We start from the raw sequence: 20223 nt of genomic DNA, 5'->3' as shown, positions 1-20223 counted from the left end.
TCAGGCATTTCCCCCTGGGGCCGTGGGACCGCAGCGGGCATTACACGCCCGCTGTCGCCAGATACGCGCGCAGCACAGCCTGCAGCTCGCCGCGCAATTCGGCGAAATCGAGTGCGGGCCCGATCGTCAGCAGCGCCTGCGACACACCGCCGTAGCAGACCGCATGTGCCATCCGTGCGATCCCGTCGAGCCGCGCGGCCGGCGGCGGATCGGCGGCCTGCGCGAAGGCGTCGCGCCACAGCGCGACATACGCGTCGTAATGCCGGCGGTACGCGGCGAGCGGCGACACCTGCCGCTCCAGCGCGAAGAACGCGCTCCACAGCGCGGCGTCCGCGCCGATCGCATCGACCTGCAGGTCGACAAGCGCGGCCGCGAGCTCTGCGCGCGGCTCGCCGCGCAGCCCGTGCGCCGCATCGCGCAGCCGGTCGGCCAGCGCCAGCACGCGCCGGTGGATGCACAGCGCGGCGAGGCTCTGCTTGTCGCCGAAGTATTCGTAGAAGGTGCCGATGCTCACGCCCGCGACGGCCGCGATCTCGCGGATCGTCGCCTTCGCGTAGCCGCGCTCGAGCAAAAGCTGAACGAACGCCTGCTGGAGCGCATCGGACGTGGCCTGCGCGCGCGACTGGCGCGGCCGGCGGCGCAACGTGGGCGCGGGTTGCGCCGCCGGCTGGCCGGGCGGCGCCGGAACCTGAACATGTCGCGGCGGCATATTTGCTACTCTGGAATTCAGCGGAAACACGTTTGACCGGAAGCCGGCGCAGGCGCGCAAACGCCAGCGGTACGGCACCCGCCCGGCAGACCGCGAAGGATGAGACCGGAGACAGCCCGATGACCGAATCGACCCACGCCGTCACGAACCAGTTCGACGAACTGGTCGACTATAACCTCTTCGCCACCGACGTCGCGCTGCGCGAGGCACTCGCCCGCGCGGGCGCAGACTGGGCCGTGCCGCGGCTCGACGCGTACGGCGCGCGGCTCGGCAGCGCCGACACCGCACAGCTCGCCGACGCAGCGAACCGCCACACGCCGGAGCTGAACGCGTTCGACCGGCGCGGCCGGCGCATCGACCGCGTCGACTTCCATCCGGCGTGGCACACGCTGCTCGGCATGTACCGCAACGAGGGCTTCGTGTCGCTCGCGTTCCGCGACACGCGCCCCGGCCGCTGGGCCGCGAGCGCGGCCGGCTTCTACCTGCACGGCCAGATCGAGGCCGGCACCCTGTGCCCGGCGACGATGACGCAGGCCGCGATTCCGGTGCTGCAGAAGGAACCCGCGCTGTGGGGCCTGCTGCGCGACAAGCTGTACAGCGACGACTACGATCCGCGCGACGTGCCGGTCGCCGAGAAGCGCTCCATCTGGTTCGGCATGGGGATGACCGAGAAACAGGGCGGCTCCGACGTGCGCGCGAACACGACGCTCGCGACCGCGGCCGGCGCGGGCGGGCGCGGCGGCGAATACCGGCTGCGCGGCCACAAGTGGTTCTTCTCCGCGCCGATGTGCGATGCGCACCTGGTCGTCGCGCGCACCGAGGCCGGCAGCCCGTCGTGCTTCTACGTGCCGCGCTGGCGGCCCGACGGCACGAAGAACGCGGTCGAGATCCAGCGGCTGAAGGACAAGGTCGGCAACCGCAGCAACTCGAGCAGCGAGATCGAGCTGAACGATGCATGGGGGATCATGCTCGGCGACGAAGGCCGCGGGATTCCGACCATCATCGAGATGGCCACCTACACGCGACTGAGTTGCGTGCTCGGCAGCGCGGCGATGCTGCGCCAGGGCGTCGTGCAGGCGATCGCGTACACGCGCCAGCGCCACGCGTTCGGCCGCGCGCTCGCCGAGCAGCCGCTGATGCGCACCGTGCTCGCCGATCTCGCGCTCGAAAGCGAGGCCGCGCTCGCGCTCGCGATGCGCCTGGCGGACGCGTTCGAGCGCGACGACTCGCCGCGCGAACGCGCGTGGAAGCGGATCGTCACGCCCGCCGCGAAATTCTGGGTCTGCAAGCGCGCGGTCGAACTGACCGGCGAGGTGATGGAGGTATTCGGCGGCAACGGCTACGTCGACGACGGCCCGATCGCGCGGCTGTTCCGCGAAGCGCCGGTCAACTCGATCTGGGAAGGCTCGGGCAACGTGATGTGCCTCGACGTGCTGCGCGCGGTGTCGCGCGAGCCCGACGCGGCCGCGGCGCTCTTCGCCGAGCTGGCCGACCTCGGCGCGGGCGAGCCGCGCATCCGCGCAGCGCTCGATGCGCTGCGCGCGATGCTCGCGGCGCCGGCCGACACGCTCGAGGCCTCCGCGCGCATGTTCGCGCAGCGGCTCGCGCTCGTCGCGCAGGCCTGCCTGCTGCGGCGCGACGCACCCGCGGCCGTCGCCGACGCGTTCGTCGCGACGCGGCTCGCCGCGCCCGACTGGGGCCGCATCGCGGGCGGCTTCGATCCGCATGCGCTCGACGTCGCTGCGTTGCTGCAGCGCGCGTACCCGGCCTGACGCCGGCCCGTTCACCCGAATTCACGTTCGTTCGCCTGCCCGGAGCCTCGATGAACCTCGTCGCCGCCCTCGACCGCGCCGCTCGTGCGACGCCCGACAAGCCGTTCCTCGTCAGCGAATCCGCGACGATCACGTATGCGGCCGCGCGCGAGCGTTCGCACCGCGCGGCGGCCGTGCAGAGCGCGCTCGGCGTCGCGGCCGGCGATCGCGTCGCCGCGATGTGCTTCAACACGCCGGCCTTCGTCGACCTGATGTTCGGCGCATGGCGCCTCGGCGCGGCGTTCGTGCCGATCAACCACAAGCTGCAGGCGCCGGAAGTCGACTACGTGCTCGAACACAGCGGCAGCACCGCGCTGTTGTTCGACGTGGCGCTCGCGCCGGTGGTCGAGCGCCTCGTGCATCCGGCGCGGCGGCTCGTGACCGAGGGCGAACTCGACGGCGTGCCGGACTTCGACACGATGTGCGCGACGATGGATGGCCTCGCGGGCATCGAGCCGGCCGACGACGACATCGCGCAGATCCTCTACACGTCCGGCACGACCGGCCGCCCGAAAGGTTGCGTGCACCGTCATCGCACCGTGACGCTCGCGGCGATGCAGGCGGCGCTCGCGATCGGCATCAGCCGCAACGAACGCACGCTGATGGCGATGCCGATCTGGCATTCGTCGCCGCTGAACAACTGGTTCGGCGGCACGCTGTACGCGGGCGGCACCGTCGTGCTGCTGCGCGAATACCATCCACAGCGCTTCCTGCAGACCGTCGAGCGCGAGCGCGTGACGCTGTATTTCGGCGCGCCGGTGTCGTACACGCTGCCGCTCGACACGGTCGACGGCTTCGCGGCATTCGACCTGTCGAGCGTGCGCGCGTGGCTGTACGGCGGCGGCCCGATCGGCGCCGCGCAGGCAGAACGGCTTACGCACGCGTACCGCAGCCGCGCGTTTTTCCAGGTGTACGGGATGACGGAAACGGGGCCGGCCGGCACGACGCTGTATCCGGACGAGCAGATCGCGAAGGCCGGCTCGATCGGCCGCCACGGCGGCCCGGGCGTCGACCTGCGGGTCGTGCGGATGGACGGCGTCGACGCGCAACCGGGCGACACCGGCGAGATCTGGCTGAAGGCCGACAGCATGATGCTCGGCTATCTCGACGACGCGGCCGCGACGCGCGCCGCGTTCGCGCCGGACGGCTGGTACCGCACCGGCGACATCGCGCGGATCGATCAGGATGGCTATCTGTTCATCATCGACCGGCTGAAGGACATGATCGTGACGGGCGGCGAGAACGTCTATTCGAAGGAAGTGGAGGACGTGCTCGGCGCGCACCCGGACATCGCCGAGGCAGCCGTCGTCGGCGTCGCGCATCCGGACTGGGGCGAAACGGTCGTCGCGCACGTCGTGATGCGGGCGAACGCGCTGCCCGATGCGGATGCGCTGCGCGCGTTCTGCGGCGAGCGGCTCGCCGCGTACAAGATCCCGCGCGAATTCACGTTCGTGCAGGCGCTGCCGCGCACGCCGACGGGCAAGCTGCAGAAGTTCTTGCTGCGCGGGCGCAGGGACTGAGTATCCGCGATTGAGCTAGCGCATTCGCGCTCGCGTGATCAATGCAACAGGTAGAACGGAACAAGTAATAGTAGTAACCCGCTCTGAATCATATTCGTCCGATTGATCGACGTTTCTTATCTGGAATAGCGTCTCTAGGCAGCCATTCCATTTACTGAGACAGGGAAGCCGGATGAAAAACGAACACAAAGCACCGCCCCATCTTTTCGCCACCGTTGGCGCACTCACGGAACGCGGTGGACGCGTCACCACCGCAACCAGCGGTTTGACCTTGGCTGGATTGGAAGTCGCCTGCGTCGGCGACGTAGTGACCTATGACGACGGCAGCGAGGCCGCGATTATCGACGGCGCGGGAAACAACCATAGCGGAGGTAAGCCGTTCGCGCTGGTCGGCAGCCGGTTGAGCAACGGTGACCGCATTACCGAAACGCTGCGCACCTCATGGGGCATTCACGTGCGGGAGGGGCAAAGCGTTGCGGGCCTCTTCGATCCCACCTATGTGCCGCCACCCGCGCCGCGTGCCTACAGATTAGCGGTACGTGGCGCTACAACAGCGCGCGGCGGTGCATTGCGCGAGCCGTCCGGCACATGGGAAGTAGCACCGCACTTGGGCAAAGCTGCCACGGTGGGCGACCTGATCCATTATCCGGACGGTTCAACCGCGCGCGTTACGACCGGTCTGGGTTTGGCCGACGGGCCCAACTTCGCGCCGCTCGCATTCGTTGGCAGCGAACTCGATAACGGCGACACGATCACCGATAGTCCCGAGCGACAAGGCGTGGCATCGTCCGTTGTATTTGGCGTCGTCACCCGCTCGTCCATGCCCCGCTGAGGTAGCGCCCATGATTCGCTACTTTCTTGCCAAAGGCGACCGCGCCGGGGAAGCGGTCATTGTCGAAGGCCTCGACAGCGTGACCTGTTCCAATCCGCCGCCGAAGGTTCATATCGCCACGCTGGATATGAAGACCTACTGTTCGGCCTGCAAGCGTGAAGGGTACATCGCACCGCAAGGGCCGCGCTGGCCAGGTACCGGCCCGAACGGCAAACAGTGGGCATTGAGCGGGGATATCAATGTCTGCGGATGCAACCCACCGCCGATCTTCTACGCTGAGCGCGGCATGCGGATGACTTTTACTGCAGGAGAGACTGCGACGCTGACTGGGCGCCAACCTGATGCGGCCAAGCGGTCATTTGCTCGATCGGCGGTCGTACACGACGAGCAATTCACCTTGGTCGATGACTCTCGCCACCCGCTCGCGAACATCCGCTACCGAATCGTTACCGACACTGGCCAGATTTTCACGGGCACCACGGACGCGGCCGGGCAAACACATCGAATCGCCACCGACGCCTCGGCAACCCTGAAAATCTATACGACGGAACATTGAGGCAATGAAAAATTTTGATATGAATGACGGCGGAGAATGGTTCCTCGTACACTCAGGCGCAGTCACCAATACCAATCCTGGGTCGATGGTGGAAGTAACGATCAATACCGAAAAAATATGTCACAACATGACAAACAAGGAATTTCGAGAAATGGTCTTGAGTAAGCGCGATCGGGCCGTTTCTCTCGTCGAAAAAAGAATCGAGGATTTGCACCGCTGGTCCTATGCTGATAAGGCACGCGTATTACAATGGTTCGGCAGAACCGATGACGGCACTCGCATAGCGCTATCAACAGGCCTGACTGCAATCGCTCGAGTACTAAAGTCACTCACAGGCTACAATTTCACGCGATGGGATAGCGAGCGATTCAAACACATTGGATGCGTGCCAAATCCAAACAGATCGGGAGTCGCAGCATCAGTGTGCTCACCCGATACCGCAACTCATACGATTGCAATACATCCTGATTTTTGCACAATGCGAGATTTCTCATGGGAAAAGGATTCCGTGGTTTCCACGCTGATTCATGAGGTGAGTCATTTCGACGACACAATGGGCACCAAGGATCACCGATATTTCATGGAGGAGTGTTTGACGTTGGGATCCGAAAGCCCGAATCAAGCAATCAACAATGCCGACAGTATTGCGGGATACGTCATCTACAATGCTTAAGTTTATTCTTGGCCTAAGCCTTCTTACCTCCAATCCGGTATTCGCATGCATTGCCAGCGAGAACGTCGACATCTACTTTTCGAGAGATAGCGCGTACATATCGAATTCGGAGATCGTCCGCATTGCAAAATGGGTAGCCGACCAAAAACTCAATTATGCAAATCACCTGACCAAAGAAACGACACTGATCAGCGGTCATGCCGAGGAAAGTGAACCGACAGCACTGGCCCTTGCGCAATCAAGATTGCAAGCCGCGTATGTGCTGTTGGAGCAACTCGGCTTTTTACGCGGCATCGTCAAGAAGAGCGCCCGCGTCTATTCGCATGGCGACGTGGACAATGGGCGGCGTGTGGAAATTTCCTTCCTGCCCGATTGCCCTAACAAGTGCTGCGACGGCAAGTAACGTCACACCGCCGCCGATCATGGCGATGCGGTCTCGACATACGCACGCGGCGCCCCTGCTGCCCCCCGCCTGCAAGATCCCTATGCCCTGCTGGCCGTGTCCCACCAAAGAAAAAACCACCGGACCCGACGGACCCGGTGGCTTTTTTTGCGTGAGGCGCGGGACGACGCATCGCGCCGCCGCCCGCTCTCCACGTCACATCAGGCTCTTACTTGCCGCCGATGCTCTTCAGCGGCTTCCACTCGCCCTTCTCGACCTTGTACATCGTGATGCCGCCGTTCCTCAGGTCGCCCTTCGCGTCATACGCGACGTGCGACGACGTGACGCCGGCCATGTCGGTCTTCGCGAGCACCGGCAGGTACTTCGCCGGATCGGTCGAATCAGCCTTCTTCATCGCGTTGAGCAACGCCATCGCGCCGTCGTACGCATACGGCGAGTAGGTCTGCACGTCCTCGCCGAAGCGCTTCTTGTACTTGTCCGCATAGGTCTTGCCGCCCGGCATTTCTTCCAGCGGGAGGCCTGCCAGCGATGCGATCGTGCCGTCGGCCGCGTTGCCCGCGATCTTCAGGAACGTCGGCGTCTTCACCATTTCGCCGCTCATCAGCGGTGCGGTGATGCCGAGCGTCTTCATCTGCTTGACCATCGGCGCTGCCTGCGAATCCGCGCCGCCGTAGTAGACGAGGTCCGGCTTCGCCGCCTTCAGCTTGGTCAGGATCGCCTTGAAGTCGACGGCCTTGTCGTTCGTGAATTCACGGTCGACGATCGTCGCGCCGCCGGCCTTCGCGGCCTTCTCGAACTGGTCGGCGAGGCCCTGGCCGTAGGCCGTGCGGTCGTCGACGATCGCGATCTTCTTCATGCCGAGATCCTTCGACGCGAAGGTGCCCGCCACCGAGCCCTGCTGCGTGTCGGACGTCATCATGCGGAAGGTCGTCTTGTAACCCTGCTGCGTATATTCCGGTGCCGTCGCCATCGCGATCTGCGGAATGCCGGCGTTCGCGTAGATGCGCGAGGCCGGGATCGTCGTGCCCGAGTTGAAGTGGCCGAGCATGCCCTTGATGCCGTCGTCGACGAGCTTCTGCGCGACCGTCGTGCCGGTGCGCGGGTCAGCCTGGTCGTCCTGCGTCTCGAGCACGAACTTCACCGGCTTGCCGCCGATCTTCGGGTTGGTCGCGTTGAAGTCTTCCAGCGCGAGCGCGATCCCGTTCTGCATATCCTTGCCGTAGTGAGCCTGAGCGCCCGTCATCGGCCCCGCGTAACCGATCTTCACGTCGTCCGCATGAGCCGTCCCCGCCAGCGACATGACAGCGACGAACGTCGCGCCTGCCAGCTTTTTCATCGTGTGTTGCATAGCATCTCCTTGGTACCAGGGTAAATGGAGCGGCTTCGGGATCGCCTTGCCGCTTCCTTTGTTTGATCCGAACGGCAAGGATGGTCAGCCGATCGTCATCAAATTCGCATTGCCGCCCGCCGCGGCCGTGTTCACGCTCACCGAGCGCTCGGTCAGCAGCCGCTCGAGCGCGTAATCTTCCGCGTCGCCGTTCTCGAACGCGCCCGCCGACACGCCCTGCACCGACACGATCGGGCCCGGCCGCTGCGCGACGTCCTTCACGAGCGTCTGCAGTTCGTCGCTGTCGCCTTCGAACAGCACCGCGTCGAACGGCGCGTCGGCCTGCTTGCGCACGGCCGCATGCGCCTTCAGCGCAGCCGGCAGCGCCGCGACCAGCGCCTCGCCCGCCGCACCGGCGAACAAGGCGCGGTTGCCCGTCGCCAGCACCGCCGCGAACTGCGCGCGCGCACCGCCCGGCGTCGCCGCGACACACAGCACCGTGCCGCGCGGGCCGAGTGTATACGTGTTTCGCTCGCCCGTCGGCCCGGTCAGCACCGCGGTCGCACCGGCCGGCACCTGCGCCAGATAGCCGTCGCAGCGTGCGGCCAGCGCCGGCTCGCGCTGCTCGATCAGCCAGTCGCGCAGCGCGGTGAGCGCCGCCGCCGGCTTGCCGTGCTGTTCGCCTTCGACCGCGCCATCCGGAATCAGCGTCTGCGCGAGCGAACGCGGCAGGCCCGACGGACGCGTCGCGAGCAGGCGCTGCAGGTACAGCGCGCCGCCGGCCTTCGGGCCCGTGCCCGACAGCCCTTCGCCGCCGAACGGCTGCACGCCGACCACCGCGCCGATCACGTTGCGGTTCACGTAGATGTTGCCGACGTGCGCGTTCGAGATCACGTGCGCGATCGTCTCGTCGATCCGCGTATGGATCCCGAGCGTCAGGCCGTAGCCCGTCGCGCGGATCTGCTCGAGCAGCTTGTCGAGCTGGCTGCGGCGGTAGCGCACGACGTGCAGCACGGGGCCGAACACTTCACGCTTGAGCTCGTCGATGCTGCCGATCTCGACCAGCGTCGGCGGCACGAACGTGCCGTGCGCACAGGCTTCCGGCGACGGCAGCTGCGTGACCGTGTGGCCCTTGTCCTTCATCGTCGCGACGTGCGTGTCGATCGTCTGCTTCGCTTCGGCGTCGATCACCGGGCCGACGTCGGTCGACAGGCGGTCCGGGTTGCCGAGCGCCAGCTCGTGCATCGCCCCCTTGAGCATCGTCAGCGTGCGGTCCGCGACATCGTCCTGCAGACACAGAACGCGCAGCGCCGAACAGCGTTGACCGGCCGAGTCGAACGACGACTGCATCACGTCCGCGACCACCTGCTCCGCGAGCGCCGACGAGTCGACGATCATCGCGTTCTGGCCGCCCGTTTCGGCGATCAGCGGGATCGGCTTGCCGTCCGGGTCGAGGCGCGCGGACAGCGTCTTGTTGATCAGGCGCGCGACTTCCGTCGAGCCGGTGAACATCACCGCACGCGTGCGCGGATCGGCGACCAGCGCCGCACCGACGGTCTCGCCGGTGCCCGGCAGCAGTTGCACCGCGCCGGCCGGCACGCCGGCCTCGCGCAGCAGGCGCACGGCCTGCGCGGCGATCAGCGGCGTCTGTTCGGCCGGTTTCGCGAGCACCGTGTTGCCGGCCGCCAGGGCGGCTGCCACCTGGCCCATGAAGATCGCGAGCGGGAAGTTCCACGGGCTGATGCAGACCACGGGGCCAAGCGGACGGTGCGTGTCGTTCGAGAATTCGTCGCGGATCTGCGCCGCGTAGTAGCGCAGGAAGTCGACGGCTTCGCGGATTTCGGCGATCGCGTTCGGCAGCGACTTGCCGGCTTCGCGCACGATCAGGCCCATCAGCGTGTGCATCTGCGCTTCGAGCAGGTCGGCCGCGCGCACCAGGCAGTCGGCGCGCGCATCGACCGGCGTCGCCTGCCAGATCGGCGCGGCAGCCACCGCGTGCGCGAGCGCCGCGCTCACGTGTTCGGCCGTCGCCTCGCTGACCGTGCCGACCACGTCGCGCTGGTCCGCCGGGTTGCGCACGTCGCGCACCGGGGCATCGGCGAGCGCGTCGTCGGCGAGCATCGGCGCCGCGCGCCACGGATGATGCGCGCTCGCGAGCAGCGCGGACGACAGCGACGCGAGACGGTGTTCGTTCGACAGGTCGAGGCCCATCGAGTTGGGACGCTCGTCGCCGTACAGGTTGCGCGGCAGCGGGATCTTCGCGTGCGGCGCGCCGAGCGGCACGACCTTCGACGCTTCGTCGACCGGATCGGCGACCAGCTCCTTCACCGACACGGTTTTATCGGCGATGCGGTTCACGAACGACGTGTTCGCGCCGTTTTCCAGCAGGCGGCGCACGAGGTACGCGAGCAGCGTTTCATGCGTGCCGACCGGCGCATACACGCGGCACGGACGGTTCAGCTTGTCGCGGCCCGTGACTTCCTCGTACAGCGGCTCGCCCATCCCGTGCAGGCACTGGAATTCGTACTGGCCCGGGTAGTAGTTCTGGCCGGCCAGGTGATAGATCGCGGCCAGCGTGTACGCGTTGTGCGTCGCGAACTGCGGGTAGACGGCGTCGGGCGCCGCGAGCAGCTTCTTCGCGCACGCGAGGTACGACACGTCCGTGTAGATCTTGCGCGTGTAGACCGGATAGCCTTCGAGGCCGTCGACCTGCGCACGCTTGATTTCGGTGTCCCAGTACGCGCCCTTGACCAGGCGGATCATCAGGCGGTGGCGGCTGCGGCGCGCGAGGTCGATCAGGTAGTCGATCACGAACGGGCAGCGCTTCTGGTAGCCCTGCACGACGAAGCCGATGCCGTTCCAGCCCGCGAGCTCCGGATCGAAGCACAGCGCCTCGAGCAGGTCGAGCGACAGTTCGAGACGGTCGGCTTCTTCCGCGTCGATGTTCAGGCCGATGTCGTAGCGGCGCGCGAGCAGCGCCAGCGCGCGCACGCGCGGCAGCAGCTCGCTCATCGTGCGGTCCTGCTGCGAGCGCGAGTAGCGCGCGTGCAGTGCCGACAGCTTGATCGAGATGCCCGGGCCTTCGTAGATGCCGCGGCCGCCGGCCGCCTTGCCGATCGCGTTGATCGCCTGCTCGTACGACGCGTAGTAGCGCTGCGCGTCCTCTTCGGTCGTCGCCGCTTCGCCGAGCATGTCGTACGAGTAGCGGAAGCCGCGCGCTTCGTACTTGCGGCTGTTCGCGAGCGCTTCGGAAATCGTCTCGCCGGTGACGAACTGCTCGCCCATCAGGCGCATCGCCATGTCGACGCCCTTGCGGATCAGCGGCTCGCCGCCGCGGCCGATCAGGCGCGTGAGCGCCGACGACAGGCCCGCTTCGCTGTTGGTCGTCACGAGCTTGCCGGTGATCATCAGCCCCCAGGTCGCCGCGTTCACGAACAGCGACGGCGCGTGGCCGACGTGCGAGCGCCAGTCGCCCTTGCTGATCTTGTCGCGGATCAGCGCGTCGCGCGTCGCGCGATCGGGAATGCGCAGCAGCGCTTCGGCGAGGCACATCAGCGCGACGCCTTCCTGGCTCGACAGCGAGAACTCGTGGATCAGCCCTTCGACGCCGCCGCCCGAGCTCTTCTCGCGCAGCGCCTCGACGAGCGTCGTCGCGAGCGTTTGCGCGTCGGCCTGCAGGTTCGCCGGCAGGCGCGCCTGGCCCAGCAGGAACGGCACGCACTCCGGCTCGGGGCGGCGATACGCGGCCGTGATCGCCGCGCGCAGCACCGACTGCGGCTGCACGTTCTGCGCGAACTCGAGGAACGGATGCGGCGAGTTGTCGTCGTCGCCATCCGCCGCCTGGCCGTCGGCGAGCTCCGTCACACCGCTGCTGCCCGACAGCTCGGGCGGCAGCTGGCCGTGCTCGATCCGCTCGAGATACGCGAAGATCGCCTGCTTGATCAGCCAGTGGGGAGTGCGCTCGAGACGCGCGGCCGCGTCTTTCAGGCGCGAGCGGAGAAGGTCGTCGACTTTGACGCCGAGAGTCGTGCTTGCCATGGTGGGTTCGTGCGCCGGTGCGAGCCCGGCAATGTGGTGTGAGAGGATGCGCGAAATCCTACGGCACGCAATAAAAAGGTGCAACCGAATTACGAGATTGGTTGCACCCTCAAGTTAGTCAATATAATCAGCCACTTAGATGGTTGCAACCTAGGGGTTGCCCGTGGTCCGCAGATCGGTGTTTTCCCTGATCGGACCGATTCGGCGCTCGTGTGCAACCCTCGGCGTGCAGGACGGAGGGGGAAAAGCGGGTTGCACTGGGCAGGCTGGCGGGTGCCGCAGACAGGTGCGGAACGGGCCCCGCCAGCGAGGATCGCGCGCGGCCCGGCGGGCTCGAAGCCAGGCAGCGGCGCACGGCACGACGACCGGGCCCGCGCCGCTCAGATATCCAGCGGATCGACCTCGACGCTCCACCGGAGCACGCCCTTCAGCGCGCGCAGCTCCGGCTGCCATGCGCGCAGCGCATGCTGCAGTGCCGCCCGCGACGCGCTTTCGAGCAACAGCTGCGCGCGGTGGACGTTCGCGACCTTCACGATCGTCATCGGCACCGCGTCGTAGACGGTCACGCGATCGGCGCCCGGCAGCCCCGGCAATGCGGCCGCGGCCTGCAGCAGGAACGCGAGCGCCGCATCGAGCGTGCGTCCTTCGGCGCGCAGCAGCGCCTGGTAGACGAACGGCGGCAGGTGCGCGTCGCGGCGCTCGCCGAGCGTCGAATTCGCGAAGCCGACGTAATCCTGCCGGCCGAGCGCGTGATACAGCGCGTGACGCGGATAACGCGTCTGCACGAGCACCTCCCCCGGCAGCCCGGCGCGCCCCGCACGGCCGCTCACCTGCATGAGCTGCGCGAACAGCCGCTCGCTCGCGCGGAAATCGTGCGAGAACAGCGCGGTGTCGGCATTGAGCACGCCGACGAGCGACACGCGCTGGAAGTCGTGCCCCTTCGCGATCATCTGCGTGCCGACCAGGACGTCGACCTCGCCGGCGTGCACGTCCGAGAACAGCGCCTGCGCGCTGCCCTTGCGCCGCGTGCTGTCCGCGTCGATACGCAGTATCCGTGCGCCGGGCACGGCCTCGGCGAGCGCCTCCTCGATGCGCTGCGTGCCGCGCCCGAGCGGCGCGATATCGACGTTCCCGCATTCCGGGCACGACCGCGGAATGCGTGCTTCCCAGCCGCAGTGATGGCAGCGCAGCGCATGCTCGGGCTTGTGCAGCACGACATAGGCGCTGCAGCGCGGGCATCCGGCGACCCAGCCGCACGCGTCGCAGGCGAGCTGTGGCGCGTAACCACGCCGGTTCAGGAACACGAGGCTCTGTTCGCCGCGCTCGAGCCGCGCCTTCAGCGCCGCGACGAGCGGCCCCGACAGCCCGCCCAGCGACGCGCGCCCGCGCCGCCGCTCCTCCTCGAGATCGATCAGCCGCACGGTCGGCAGCGTCGCGTCGGCCACCGCGCGGCGCGACAGCGTGAGCCGCGTGTAGCGCCCCTGCTCGGCCTGCCACCAGCTCTCGAGCGACGGCGTCGCCGAACCGAGCACGACCGGAATGCCGAGATGCTTCGCGCGCCACACCGCGAGATCGCGTGCCGAATAGCGCAGCCCTTCCTGCTGCTTGTACGCGGGCTCGTGTTCCTCGTCGACGACGATCAGCGCGAGCGCCGGCAGCGACGCGAGCACCGCGAGCCGCGTGCCGAGCACGATCCGCGCGCGGCCCGTATGCGCGGCGAGCCAGTTGCGCGCACGCTCGCCCTCGGCGAGTCCGCTGTGCAGCGTGACGATCGCGTCGTCGGCGAGCGTGCCCGCGAAGCGCGCGCGAAACGCGGCCTCGAACTGCGGCGTCAGGTTGATTTCGGGCACGAGCACGAGCGCCTGCGCGTCGGGCCGCGCATCGAGCAGCGCGGCGAGCGCATGCAGATAGACCTCGGTCTTGCCGCTGCCCGTCACGCCGTGCAGCAGGAACGGCGCGAAACCCTGCGCGGCGCGGATCGCGTCGAATGCCTCGGCCTGCTGGTCAGTGAGCGCCGGCGGCACAGCTCGTCCACCGGTTGTCGACAGGTTATCCACAGCTTTGGGCACAGGCGCATCGGCCCAGCCGATTTCCTCGACGGCGGCCCAGCCGCGCGCCGCCCAATCGTCGAGCGTGGCGGCCGCCTTCGGGTGCAGCGCGCGCGCATCGGACAACGCCAGCGAATCGGTGCCGGCGAGCGCCTGCGCGAGCCGCCGCAGCGCGGCCCCGCGCGCGGGCAGTGCGTCGGGAAGCGCGGCGCGGCCGGCTTCGCTCAGCCGGTAGCGCACCTCCGGCGCCAGCAGACGCCCCCAGCGCGGCGCGTCGCGCAGCGCCTGCGGCAGCGCCGGCAGCGCGACTTCGCCGCGACCGCGCTGGTAGTAGTCAGCCGCGAACGACACGAGTGCCAGCCAGTCCGGCGCCAGCGGCGGCAGTTCGGTACAGATTGCGTCGATCGCCCGCAACCGGGACGGCGGCACGTCGGTGTGAGTCGTTACTTCGCAGACGAGCCCGACGACCTGCCGCTTGCCGAACGGCACCTGGACGAGCGTGCCGGGCGCCGGCGCCGGCTGGACGTCGCAGCGGTAGTCGAACAGGGTGGCGAGCGGATGGTCGAGCGCGACGCGCAGGTAGGTATCGCCCATCACCGCGCTCCGGCGGCGGCGCGGGCCGCGCGAACGGCTGGCACCCGCGTCCGCGTCAAGGTGGCGAACTTAAAGTAAAACTTCAGATTCGGCGCTAAGTTTTGGATTCGCATTAGGAATCGCCGTATACCCTGACCAGCCTGTGGATAACTTTGTTGAGAACTCGGCGTTCAACCGCCGCAAAGCGCGCGGGGCCGTGCTTTCCGCTGATTTTGCCGGCCGCCCACCGCGCCCCGCGGAGCCTTATTCCATAAGGCTGCTATTCAAATTCCCGAACCATAGCGAGACAATTCGACCGATACAGGGCTCTACCGCGCTGCAACGTGGAAAATGTGCATAAGTCAAGTCTTGACAAGCCATGAATCGGCAACCGGTGCGGGGTTGCGCCCTGTTTAGCACCGACAGCGAAACACTGTCACCCCGCAGTGCAGCATGACAGCGCTGGCGCTCAGCCCGCCGCTCCGCTACGGATCTTGCGGCTGTGGCTGTGCACTTCGTCGACGAGTTCGGCGACGTGGTCAGGCGACGTGAACTGCGAAATGCCGTGGCCGAGATTGAATACGTGGCCCGGATGATTGCCGTAGCTGTCGAGTACCGCGCGTGCCTGCTCGCGCACCGCGGCCGGCGGCGCAAACAGGATCGTCGGGTCGAGGTTGCCCTGCAGCGCGACGCGCCCCGCGACGCGCTCGCGCGCAACGCCGAGGTTGACGGTCCAGTCGAGCCCGACCGCGTCGACGCCGGTCGCGGCGATTTCCTCGAGCCACAGCCCGCCGCCCTTCGTGAACGTGATCACCGGCACGCGCTCGCCGTCGTGCTCGCGCTTGAGCTGCGCGACCACGCGGCGGATGTAGTCCAGCGAGAAGCGCTGGTACGCGCCGTCCGCCAGCGCGCCGCCCCATGTGTCGAAGATCATCACGGCCTGCGCGCCGGCTTCGATCTGCGCGTTCAGGTACGCGGCCACGGCCTGCGCGTTCACGTCGAGGATCCGGTGCATCAGGTCGGGGCGCGAATACGCCATCGACTTCACCGTGCGGAAATCGTCCGATCCGCCGCCTTCGACCATGTAGCACGCGAGTGTCCACGGGCTGCCCGAGAAGCCGATCAGCGGCACGCGCTGGCGGCCCTGCCCGTCGGTCAGCGCACGGCGGATCTCGCGCACGGCGCCCGTCACGTAGCCGAGCGTCGCGTCGATGTCCGGCACCGCGAGCTTCGCGACGTCGGCCTCGGTGCGCACCGGATGCGCGAACTTCGGCCCTTCGCCGACCTGGAAGTCGAGGCCAAGGCCCATTGCGTCGGGAATCGTCAGGATGTCCGAGAACAGGATCGCGGCGTCGAGCGGGAAGCGCTCGAGCGGTTGCAGCGTCACCTCGGTCGCGTAGTCGGGATGCTTCGCGAGGCCGAGGAAGCTGCCGGCGCGCGCGCGCGTCGCGTTGTATTCGGGCAGGTAGCGGCCGGCCTGGCGCATCAGCCAGATCGGCGTGTAGTCGGTCGGCTCGCGCAGAAGCGCACGCAGGAAGGTGTCGTTGAGCAGATTATGGGCCACGGTAGGAGCGACGATGCGAAGGCAAAGCGGCATTTTACCGGAGCGGGGCCGCACGGCTGCGTATCCCGATGCGATGGCGGCCATATGACGCGCGCGATGGCTCCGTTATGATCGGACGCTGATATCAAACCGAACGAAGGAGGAGACCGATGAAGACATTCGCCACGCTGGCCGCGCTCGCCACCGCCACCATGCTTTGCTGCGCTGCCGCGCACGCGCAGACCGCTGCGACCTCGACCGCCGCCGCCGGCTCGCGGCTCGACGACGTGCTCGCCCGCGGCACGCTGCGCGTGTGCACGACGGGCGACTACAAGCCGTATTCGTACCACCGGACGGACGGCCGCTTCGAGGGCATCGACATCGACATGGCCGAATCGCTCGCGAAATCGCTCGGCGTGAAGGCCGACTTCGTGAAAACGAGCTGGCCGAACCTCACCAACGACTTCGTTGCGAAGTGCGATATCGCGGCGGGCGGCGTATCGACGACGCTCGAGCGCCAGAAGCGCGTGTTCTTCACGCAGCCGTACGTGGTCGACGGCAAGACGCCGATCGTGCGCTGCGCGGACGCCGACAAGTACCAGACCGTCGCGCAGATCGACCGGCCCGAGACCCGCGTGATCGTGAACCCGGGCGGCACCAACGAACGCTTTGCGAAGCAGTTCTTCACGCACGCGAACCTGACCGTCTATCCCGACAACGTGACGATCTTCAAGCAGATCCTCGCGGGCAAGGCGGACGTGATGGTGACGGATGCGTCCGAGACGCTGCTGCAGCAAAAGCTGAATCCGGGCCTGTGCTCGGTGCATCCGGACAAGCCGTTCCAGTTCGGCGAAAAGGCGTACATGGTGCCGCGCGGCGACGTCGCGTTCCAGCAATACGTCGACCAGTGGCTGCACCTCGCGCTGTCGACCGGCGAATACCAGGCGATCGCCGACAAATGGCTGAAGTGAGCGCGATCGTGCGCGGCAACGGCGGCCGATGACGGGCACGGCCCCCGTTATCGCGGCCACCGGACGCGATGCCGGCGACGCTGTCCGGCGGCCGGCCGCCGCGCCGTTACACATCGGCGCGGCACGCGGCGGGGGCGAAACGGTGAAAACTGGCCGAATGGCCGACTATCGCGCCCCACGATCACGTTTCAAAATCTTTCCGACGAATGAATCGTCATACGCGGTATCTGCCGCGCGATGCACATTCCCGCGTGTAAATCGGCAATTCAGCGATGCCGCAGCGCATGAAAAACGCATTGCGCGCATACGATGAAAACTCTGCGGAAAAGATAAGTAAATATGACCTTTTTCAGGACCCCGAAAACAGCAAAAAATCCCGGGAAGCCTTATCTGGCGGGCGTTACAACCTGAAACACTTTGTTACCGCGACGGGTCATTAATTCGCCCACAATGGCCTCAACGGTTTCAACACGGATGCGGTCTCGTGTGCCAAGTGTGAGCGGACGCGAAGCGCTGCGAGCCAGTCGGTCACGTACCGAAGCCCTTCCGAGGGGCATCCCTGTTGGAGTCGTTTCCGGCCCCCCGCCGGACTCGGTTTCATCTTTGGTCTCCTCGCGCTAACCCCGTAGCGTGTGGTTTTTAGCGGGCTAATAAGCCCGCTTTTTTTCGTCCATCGAAAATGCAACGGCCCGCAAGGCCGTCACGTTTTTCCGCCGCCGGGCCGCTTCAAGCGGTCTTCTGCACGTCGAGCTTCAGCTCCTCGATCATTCGTTCGCGCATCACGAACTTCTGCACCTTGCCCGTCACCGTCATCGGCAGCTCGTCGACGAAGCGGATGTAGCGCGGAATCTTGTAGTGGGCGATCTGGCCATGGCAGAACGCCCGCACGTCGTCCTCGGTCATCTGCTCGTTAGCGCGCAGCACGATCCACGCGCACAGCTCCTCGCCGTACTTCGCATCGGGCACGCCGAACACCTGCGCGCTCTGAATCTTCGGATGCCTGAACAGGAATTCCTCGATCTCGCGCGGATAGACGTTCTCGCCACCGCGGATCACCATGTCCTTCAGCCGGCCCACGATGTTGCAATAGCCATCTGCGTCGAGCGTCGCGAGGTCGCCCGTATGCATCCAGCCGTCGACCAGCACCTCGCGCGTCTTCGCGTCGTCGTCCCAGTAGCCGAGCATCACCGAATAGCCCTTCGTGCACAGCTCGCCCGTCGCGCCGACCGGCACGACGTCGCCGTTCGGATCGACGATCTTCACTTCCAGATGCGGCTGGATGCGGCCGACCGTCGTCGTGCGCTTCTCGAGCGGATCGTCGGTCGAGCTCTGGAACGACACGGGGCTCGTCTCCGTCATCCCGTACGCGATCGTGATCTCGGACAGATGCATCTGCGATACGACGCGCTTCATCGTCTCGATCGGGCACGGCGAGCCGGCCATGATCCCGGTGCGCAGCGTCGACAGATCGAATTTCCCGAACTCCGGATGATCGAGCTCGGCGATGAACATCGTCGGCACGCCATGCAGCGCGGTGCAGCGTTCGTCCGCGACGGCCGCGAGCGTCGCGACCGGGTCGAATGCCTCGCCGGGGAACACCATCGCCGCCCCCTTCGACACGCAAGCGAGCACGGCCAGCACCATCCCGAAGCAGTGATACAGCGGCACCGGGATGCAAAGCGAGTCCTGTTCGGTGAAGCGCATCGCCATCGCGATCGAGCGCGCATTGTTGACGACGTTGCGATGCGTGAGCGTCGCGCCCTTCGGGCTGCCGGTCGTGCCGCTCGTGAACTGGATATTGATCGGATCGGTGGCCGCAAGCGTCGCGCCGATCGCGTCGAGCCGCGCGACATCGAGCGTGTCGCGGCCGCGCGCCATCACGTCCGCGAAGCGGAACATGCCGGCCGGCGCGACCTCGCCCATCGATACGACCGTGCGCAGGCTCGGCACGCGCGCCGCATGCAGGTCACCCGACGTCGCGCTCGCGAGCTCCGGCGCGATCGCCTGCAGCATCTCGACGTACGCCGACGTCTTGAAGCGCTCGGCCGCGATCACGGCCTTGCAGCCGACCTTGTTCAGCGCGTATTCGAGCTCCGCGAGCCGGTAGGCCGGGTTGATGTTGACGAGGACCGCGCCGATGCGCGCGGTCGCGAACTGCGTGAGCAGCCATTCGCTGCGGTTCGGCGACCAGATGCCGACGCAATCGCCCTTCGCGATCCCGAGCGCGGCCAGGCCCGCCGCGAGCGCGTCGACCTCGTGCGTGAATTCGCGCCAGGTCCAGCGTACCTGCTGTTCGCGGAACACGACGGCCGGACGATCGGGAAAGCGATCGGCTGTGTCGAGCAGGAACCGGCTGATCGTCGCTTCGGATAGCGGCACGTCGGTCGCGCCGCGCACGTACGACAGTCCGTTTTCGGGCGCGATCAGCGCCCCCAAGCCAAGGTCTGCTGCCATCGATGTCTCCGTCCGTTTTTGTCTGATCGGCCCGGCACGCGACTGATGCGCGCGCCTGCTCCGCCGCGATCGCGGCGGGCAGCCTCTGCACGGATGATGCCGCGCTCCGCTGACGACACTCTGACAGTAAATCGCGGCGGCCGGATGAAATAGCACGACCGGACGATATGATCCGGCCCGCAAAAAACAGACGAAAACGACACACGAAAAAAAAAGCAGCCCGAAGGCTGCTTTCTTTCGCGGGATACGCGTGCGCGGCTCAGTGCCGGCTGCGAATCTTCGCCAGACGCTGGATCGCCTCGAGCTGCGCCATCGCGGTCGCGAGCTCGGATTGCGCCTTTGCGAGGTCGAGGTCCGACTTCGCGTTCTGCAGCGTTTCCTCGGCACGCTTGCGCGCTTCCTCGGCTTTCGCCGCGTCGAGGTCCTTGCCGCGGATCGCGGTATCGGCGAGCACCGTCACGGCGCCCGGCTGCACTTCGAGAATGCCGCCTGCGACGAACACGAATTCGTCGTTGCCGCCCTCGACTTCGATGCGCACCGCACCCGGACGAATCCGCGTGATCAGCGGCGTGTGACCCGGCAGAATACCCAGCTCACCCGTTTCGCCCGGCAGCGCGACGAATTTCGCCTCGCCCGAGAAGATCTGCTCTTCCGCGCTGACGACGTCTACTTTGATGGTTGCCATATCGACTCCTGCCGACGGGAGTTAGCGCTTTAGCGCTTACGCCCGTCCCATGCCGCGCTTGGAAAGAGTTGGCGCTTCGG

Annotated in this window: 14 protein-coding genes; 7 read left to right on the top strand and 7 right to left on the bottom strand. The window is 66.8% G+C overall.

The window, feature by feature from the left end; translation table 11 throughout:
• Positions 1–40 precede the first annotated feature (40 nt).
• Positions 41–709, bottom strand: a complete 669-nt coding sequence (locus DIE21_RS22055; RefSeq protein ID WP_124499704.1) for a TetR/AcrR family transcriptional regulator — start codon at positions 707–709, stop codon at positions 41–43.
• 119 nt (positions 710–828) lie between these two features.
• On the opposite strand from DIE21_RS22055, the gene DIE21_RS22050 reads away from it, so the two are divergent.
• From DIE21_RS22050 to DIE21_RS22025, 6 genes are all read left to right on the top strand, one after another.
• A complete protein-coding gene (locus DIE21_RS22050; protein WP_124499703.1) occupies positions 829–2481 on the top strand; it encodes an acyl-CoA dehydrogenase family protein in 1653 nt (550 codons plus the stop codon).
• A gap of 50 nt (positions 2482–2531) precedes the next feature.
• Entirely contained in the window at positions 2532–4040 is a 1509-nt protein-coding gene (locus DIE21_RS22045) for a class I adenylate-forming enzyme family protein (protein ID WP_124499702.1), read from the top strand.
• 172 nt (positions 4041–4212) lie between these two features.
• Positions 4213–4872, top strand: coding sequence for a PAAR domain-containing protein (locus DIE21_RS22040; RefSeq protein WP_124499701.1), 660 nt, complete (start codon positions 4213–4215; stop codon positions 4870–4872).
• Between the two features lie 10 nt (positions 4873–4882).
• Entirely contained in the window at positions 4883–5428 is a 546-nt protein-coding gene (locus DIE21_RS22035; protein WP_124499700.1) for a hypothetical protein, read from the top strand.
• Positions 5429–5432: 4 nt separating this feature from the next.
• Positions 5433–6101 carry a M35 family metallo-endopeptidase gene (locus DIE21_RS22030; RefSeq protein ID WP_124499699.1) on the top strand — a complete coding sequence of 223 codons (669 nt, stop codon included), beginning with the start codon at positions 5433–5435 and terminating at the stop codon, positions 6099–6101.
• Entirely contained in the window at positions 6094–6504 is a 411-nt protein-coding gene (locus DIE21_RS22025; RefSeq protein WP_124499698.1) for a hypothetical protein, read from the top strand. The genes DIE21_RS22030 and DIE21_RS22025 overlap by 8 nt, the downstream gene beginning before the upstream one ends.
• Positions 6505–6712: 208 nt before the next feature.
• Here DIE21_RS22025 and DIE21_RS22020 read toward each other — a convergent pair whose 3' ends face one another.
• The 4 genes from DIE21_RS22020 to hemE form a co-directional block, all read right to left on the bottom strand.
• A complete protein-coding gene (locus DIE21_RS22020) occupies positions 6713–7852 on the bottom strand; it encodes a branched-chain amino acid ABC transporter substrate-binding protein (RefSeq protein WP_124499697.1) in 1140 nt (379 codons plus the stop codon).
• 84 nt (positions 7853–7936) lie between these two features.
• Positions 7937–11869, bottom strand: a complete 3933-nt coding sequence (gene putA, locus DIE21_RS22015; RefSeq protein WP_124499696.1) for a trifunctional transcriptional regulator/proline dehydrogenase/L-glutamate gamma-semialdehyde dehydrogenase — start codon at positions 11867–11869, stop codon at positions 7937–7939.
• A 380-nt stretch (positions 11870–12249) separates the two neighbouring features.
• A complete protein-coding gene (locus DIE21_RS22010; RefSeq protein ID WP_124499695.1) occupies positions 12250–14511 on the bottom strand; it encodes a primosomal protein N' in 2262 nt (753 codons plus the stop codon).
• 448 nt (positions 14512–14959) lie between these two features.
• Positions 14960–16054 (bottom strand): uroporphyrinogen decarboxylase, encoded by a 1095-nt coding sequence (hemE, locus tag DIE21_RS22000; protein WP_311767461.1) that lies wholly within the window; start codon positions 16052–16054, stop codon positions 14960–14962.
• Positions 16055–16203: 149 nt separating this feature from the next.
• Between hemE and DIE21_RS21995 the strand changes: the two genes are divergently transcribed.
• Entirely contained in the window at positions 16204–17004 is an 801-nt protein-coding gene (locus tag DIE21_RS21995) for a transporter substrate-binding domain-containing protein (protein WP_124499693.1), read from the top strand.
• A 726-nt stretch (positions 17005–17730) separates the two neighbouring features.
• On the opposite strand, the gene DIE21_RS21985 is transcribed toward DIE21_RS21995, so the two are convergent.
• Together DIE21_RS21985 and DIE21_RS21980 are read right to left on the bottom strand one after the other, a co-directional pair.
• Positions 17731–19458 (bottom strand): AMP-binding protein, encoded by a 1728-nt coding sequence (locus DIE21_RS21985; protein ID WP_124499692.1) that lies wholly within the window; start codon positions 19456–19458, stop codon positions 17731–17733.
• 259 nt (positions 19459–19717) lie between these two features.
• Positions 19718–20143: a F0F1 ATP synthase subunit epsilon gene (locus tag DIE21_RS21980; protein WP_006477288.1), complete on the bottom strand. Its 426-nt coding sequence runs from the start codon at positions 20141–20143 to the stop codon at positions 19718–19720.
• Positions 20144–20223 lie beyond the last annotated feature (80 nt).

Origin of the sequence: Burkholderia sp. Bp9140 (assembly GCF_003853425.1) — a bacterium.
Taxonomy (GTDB): domain Bacteria; phylum Pseudomonadota; class Gammaproteobacteria; order Burkholderiales; family Burkholderiaceae; genus Burkholderia.
This window is presented reverse-complemented; position numbering and strand designations above follow the sequence as displayed.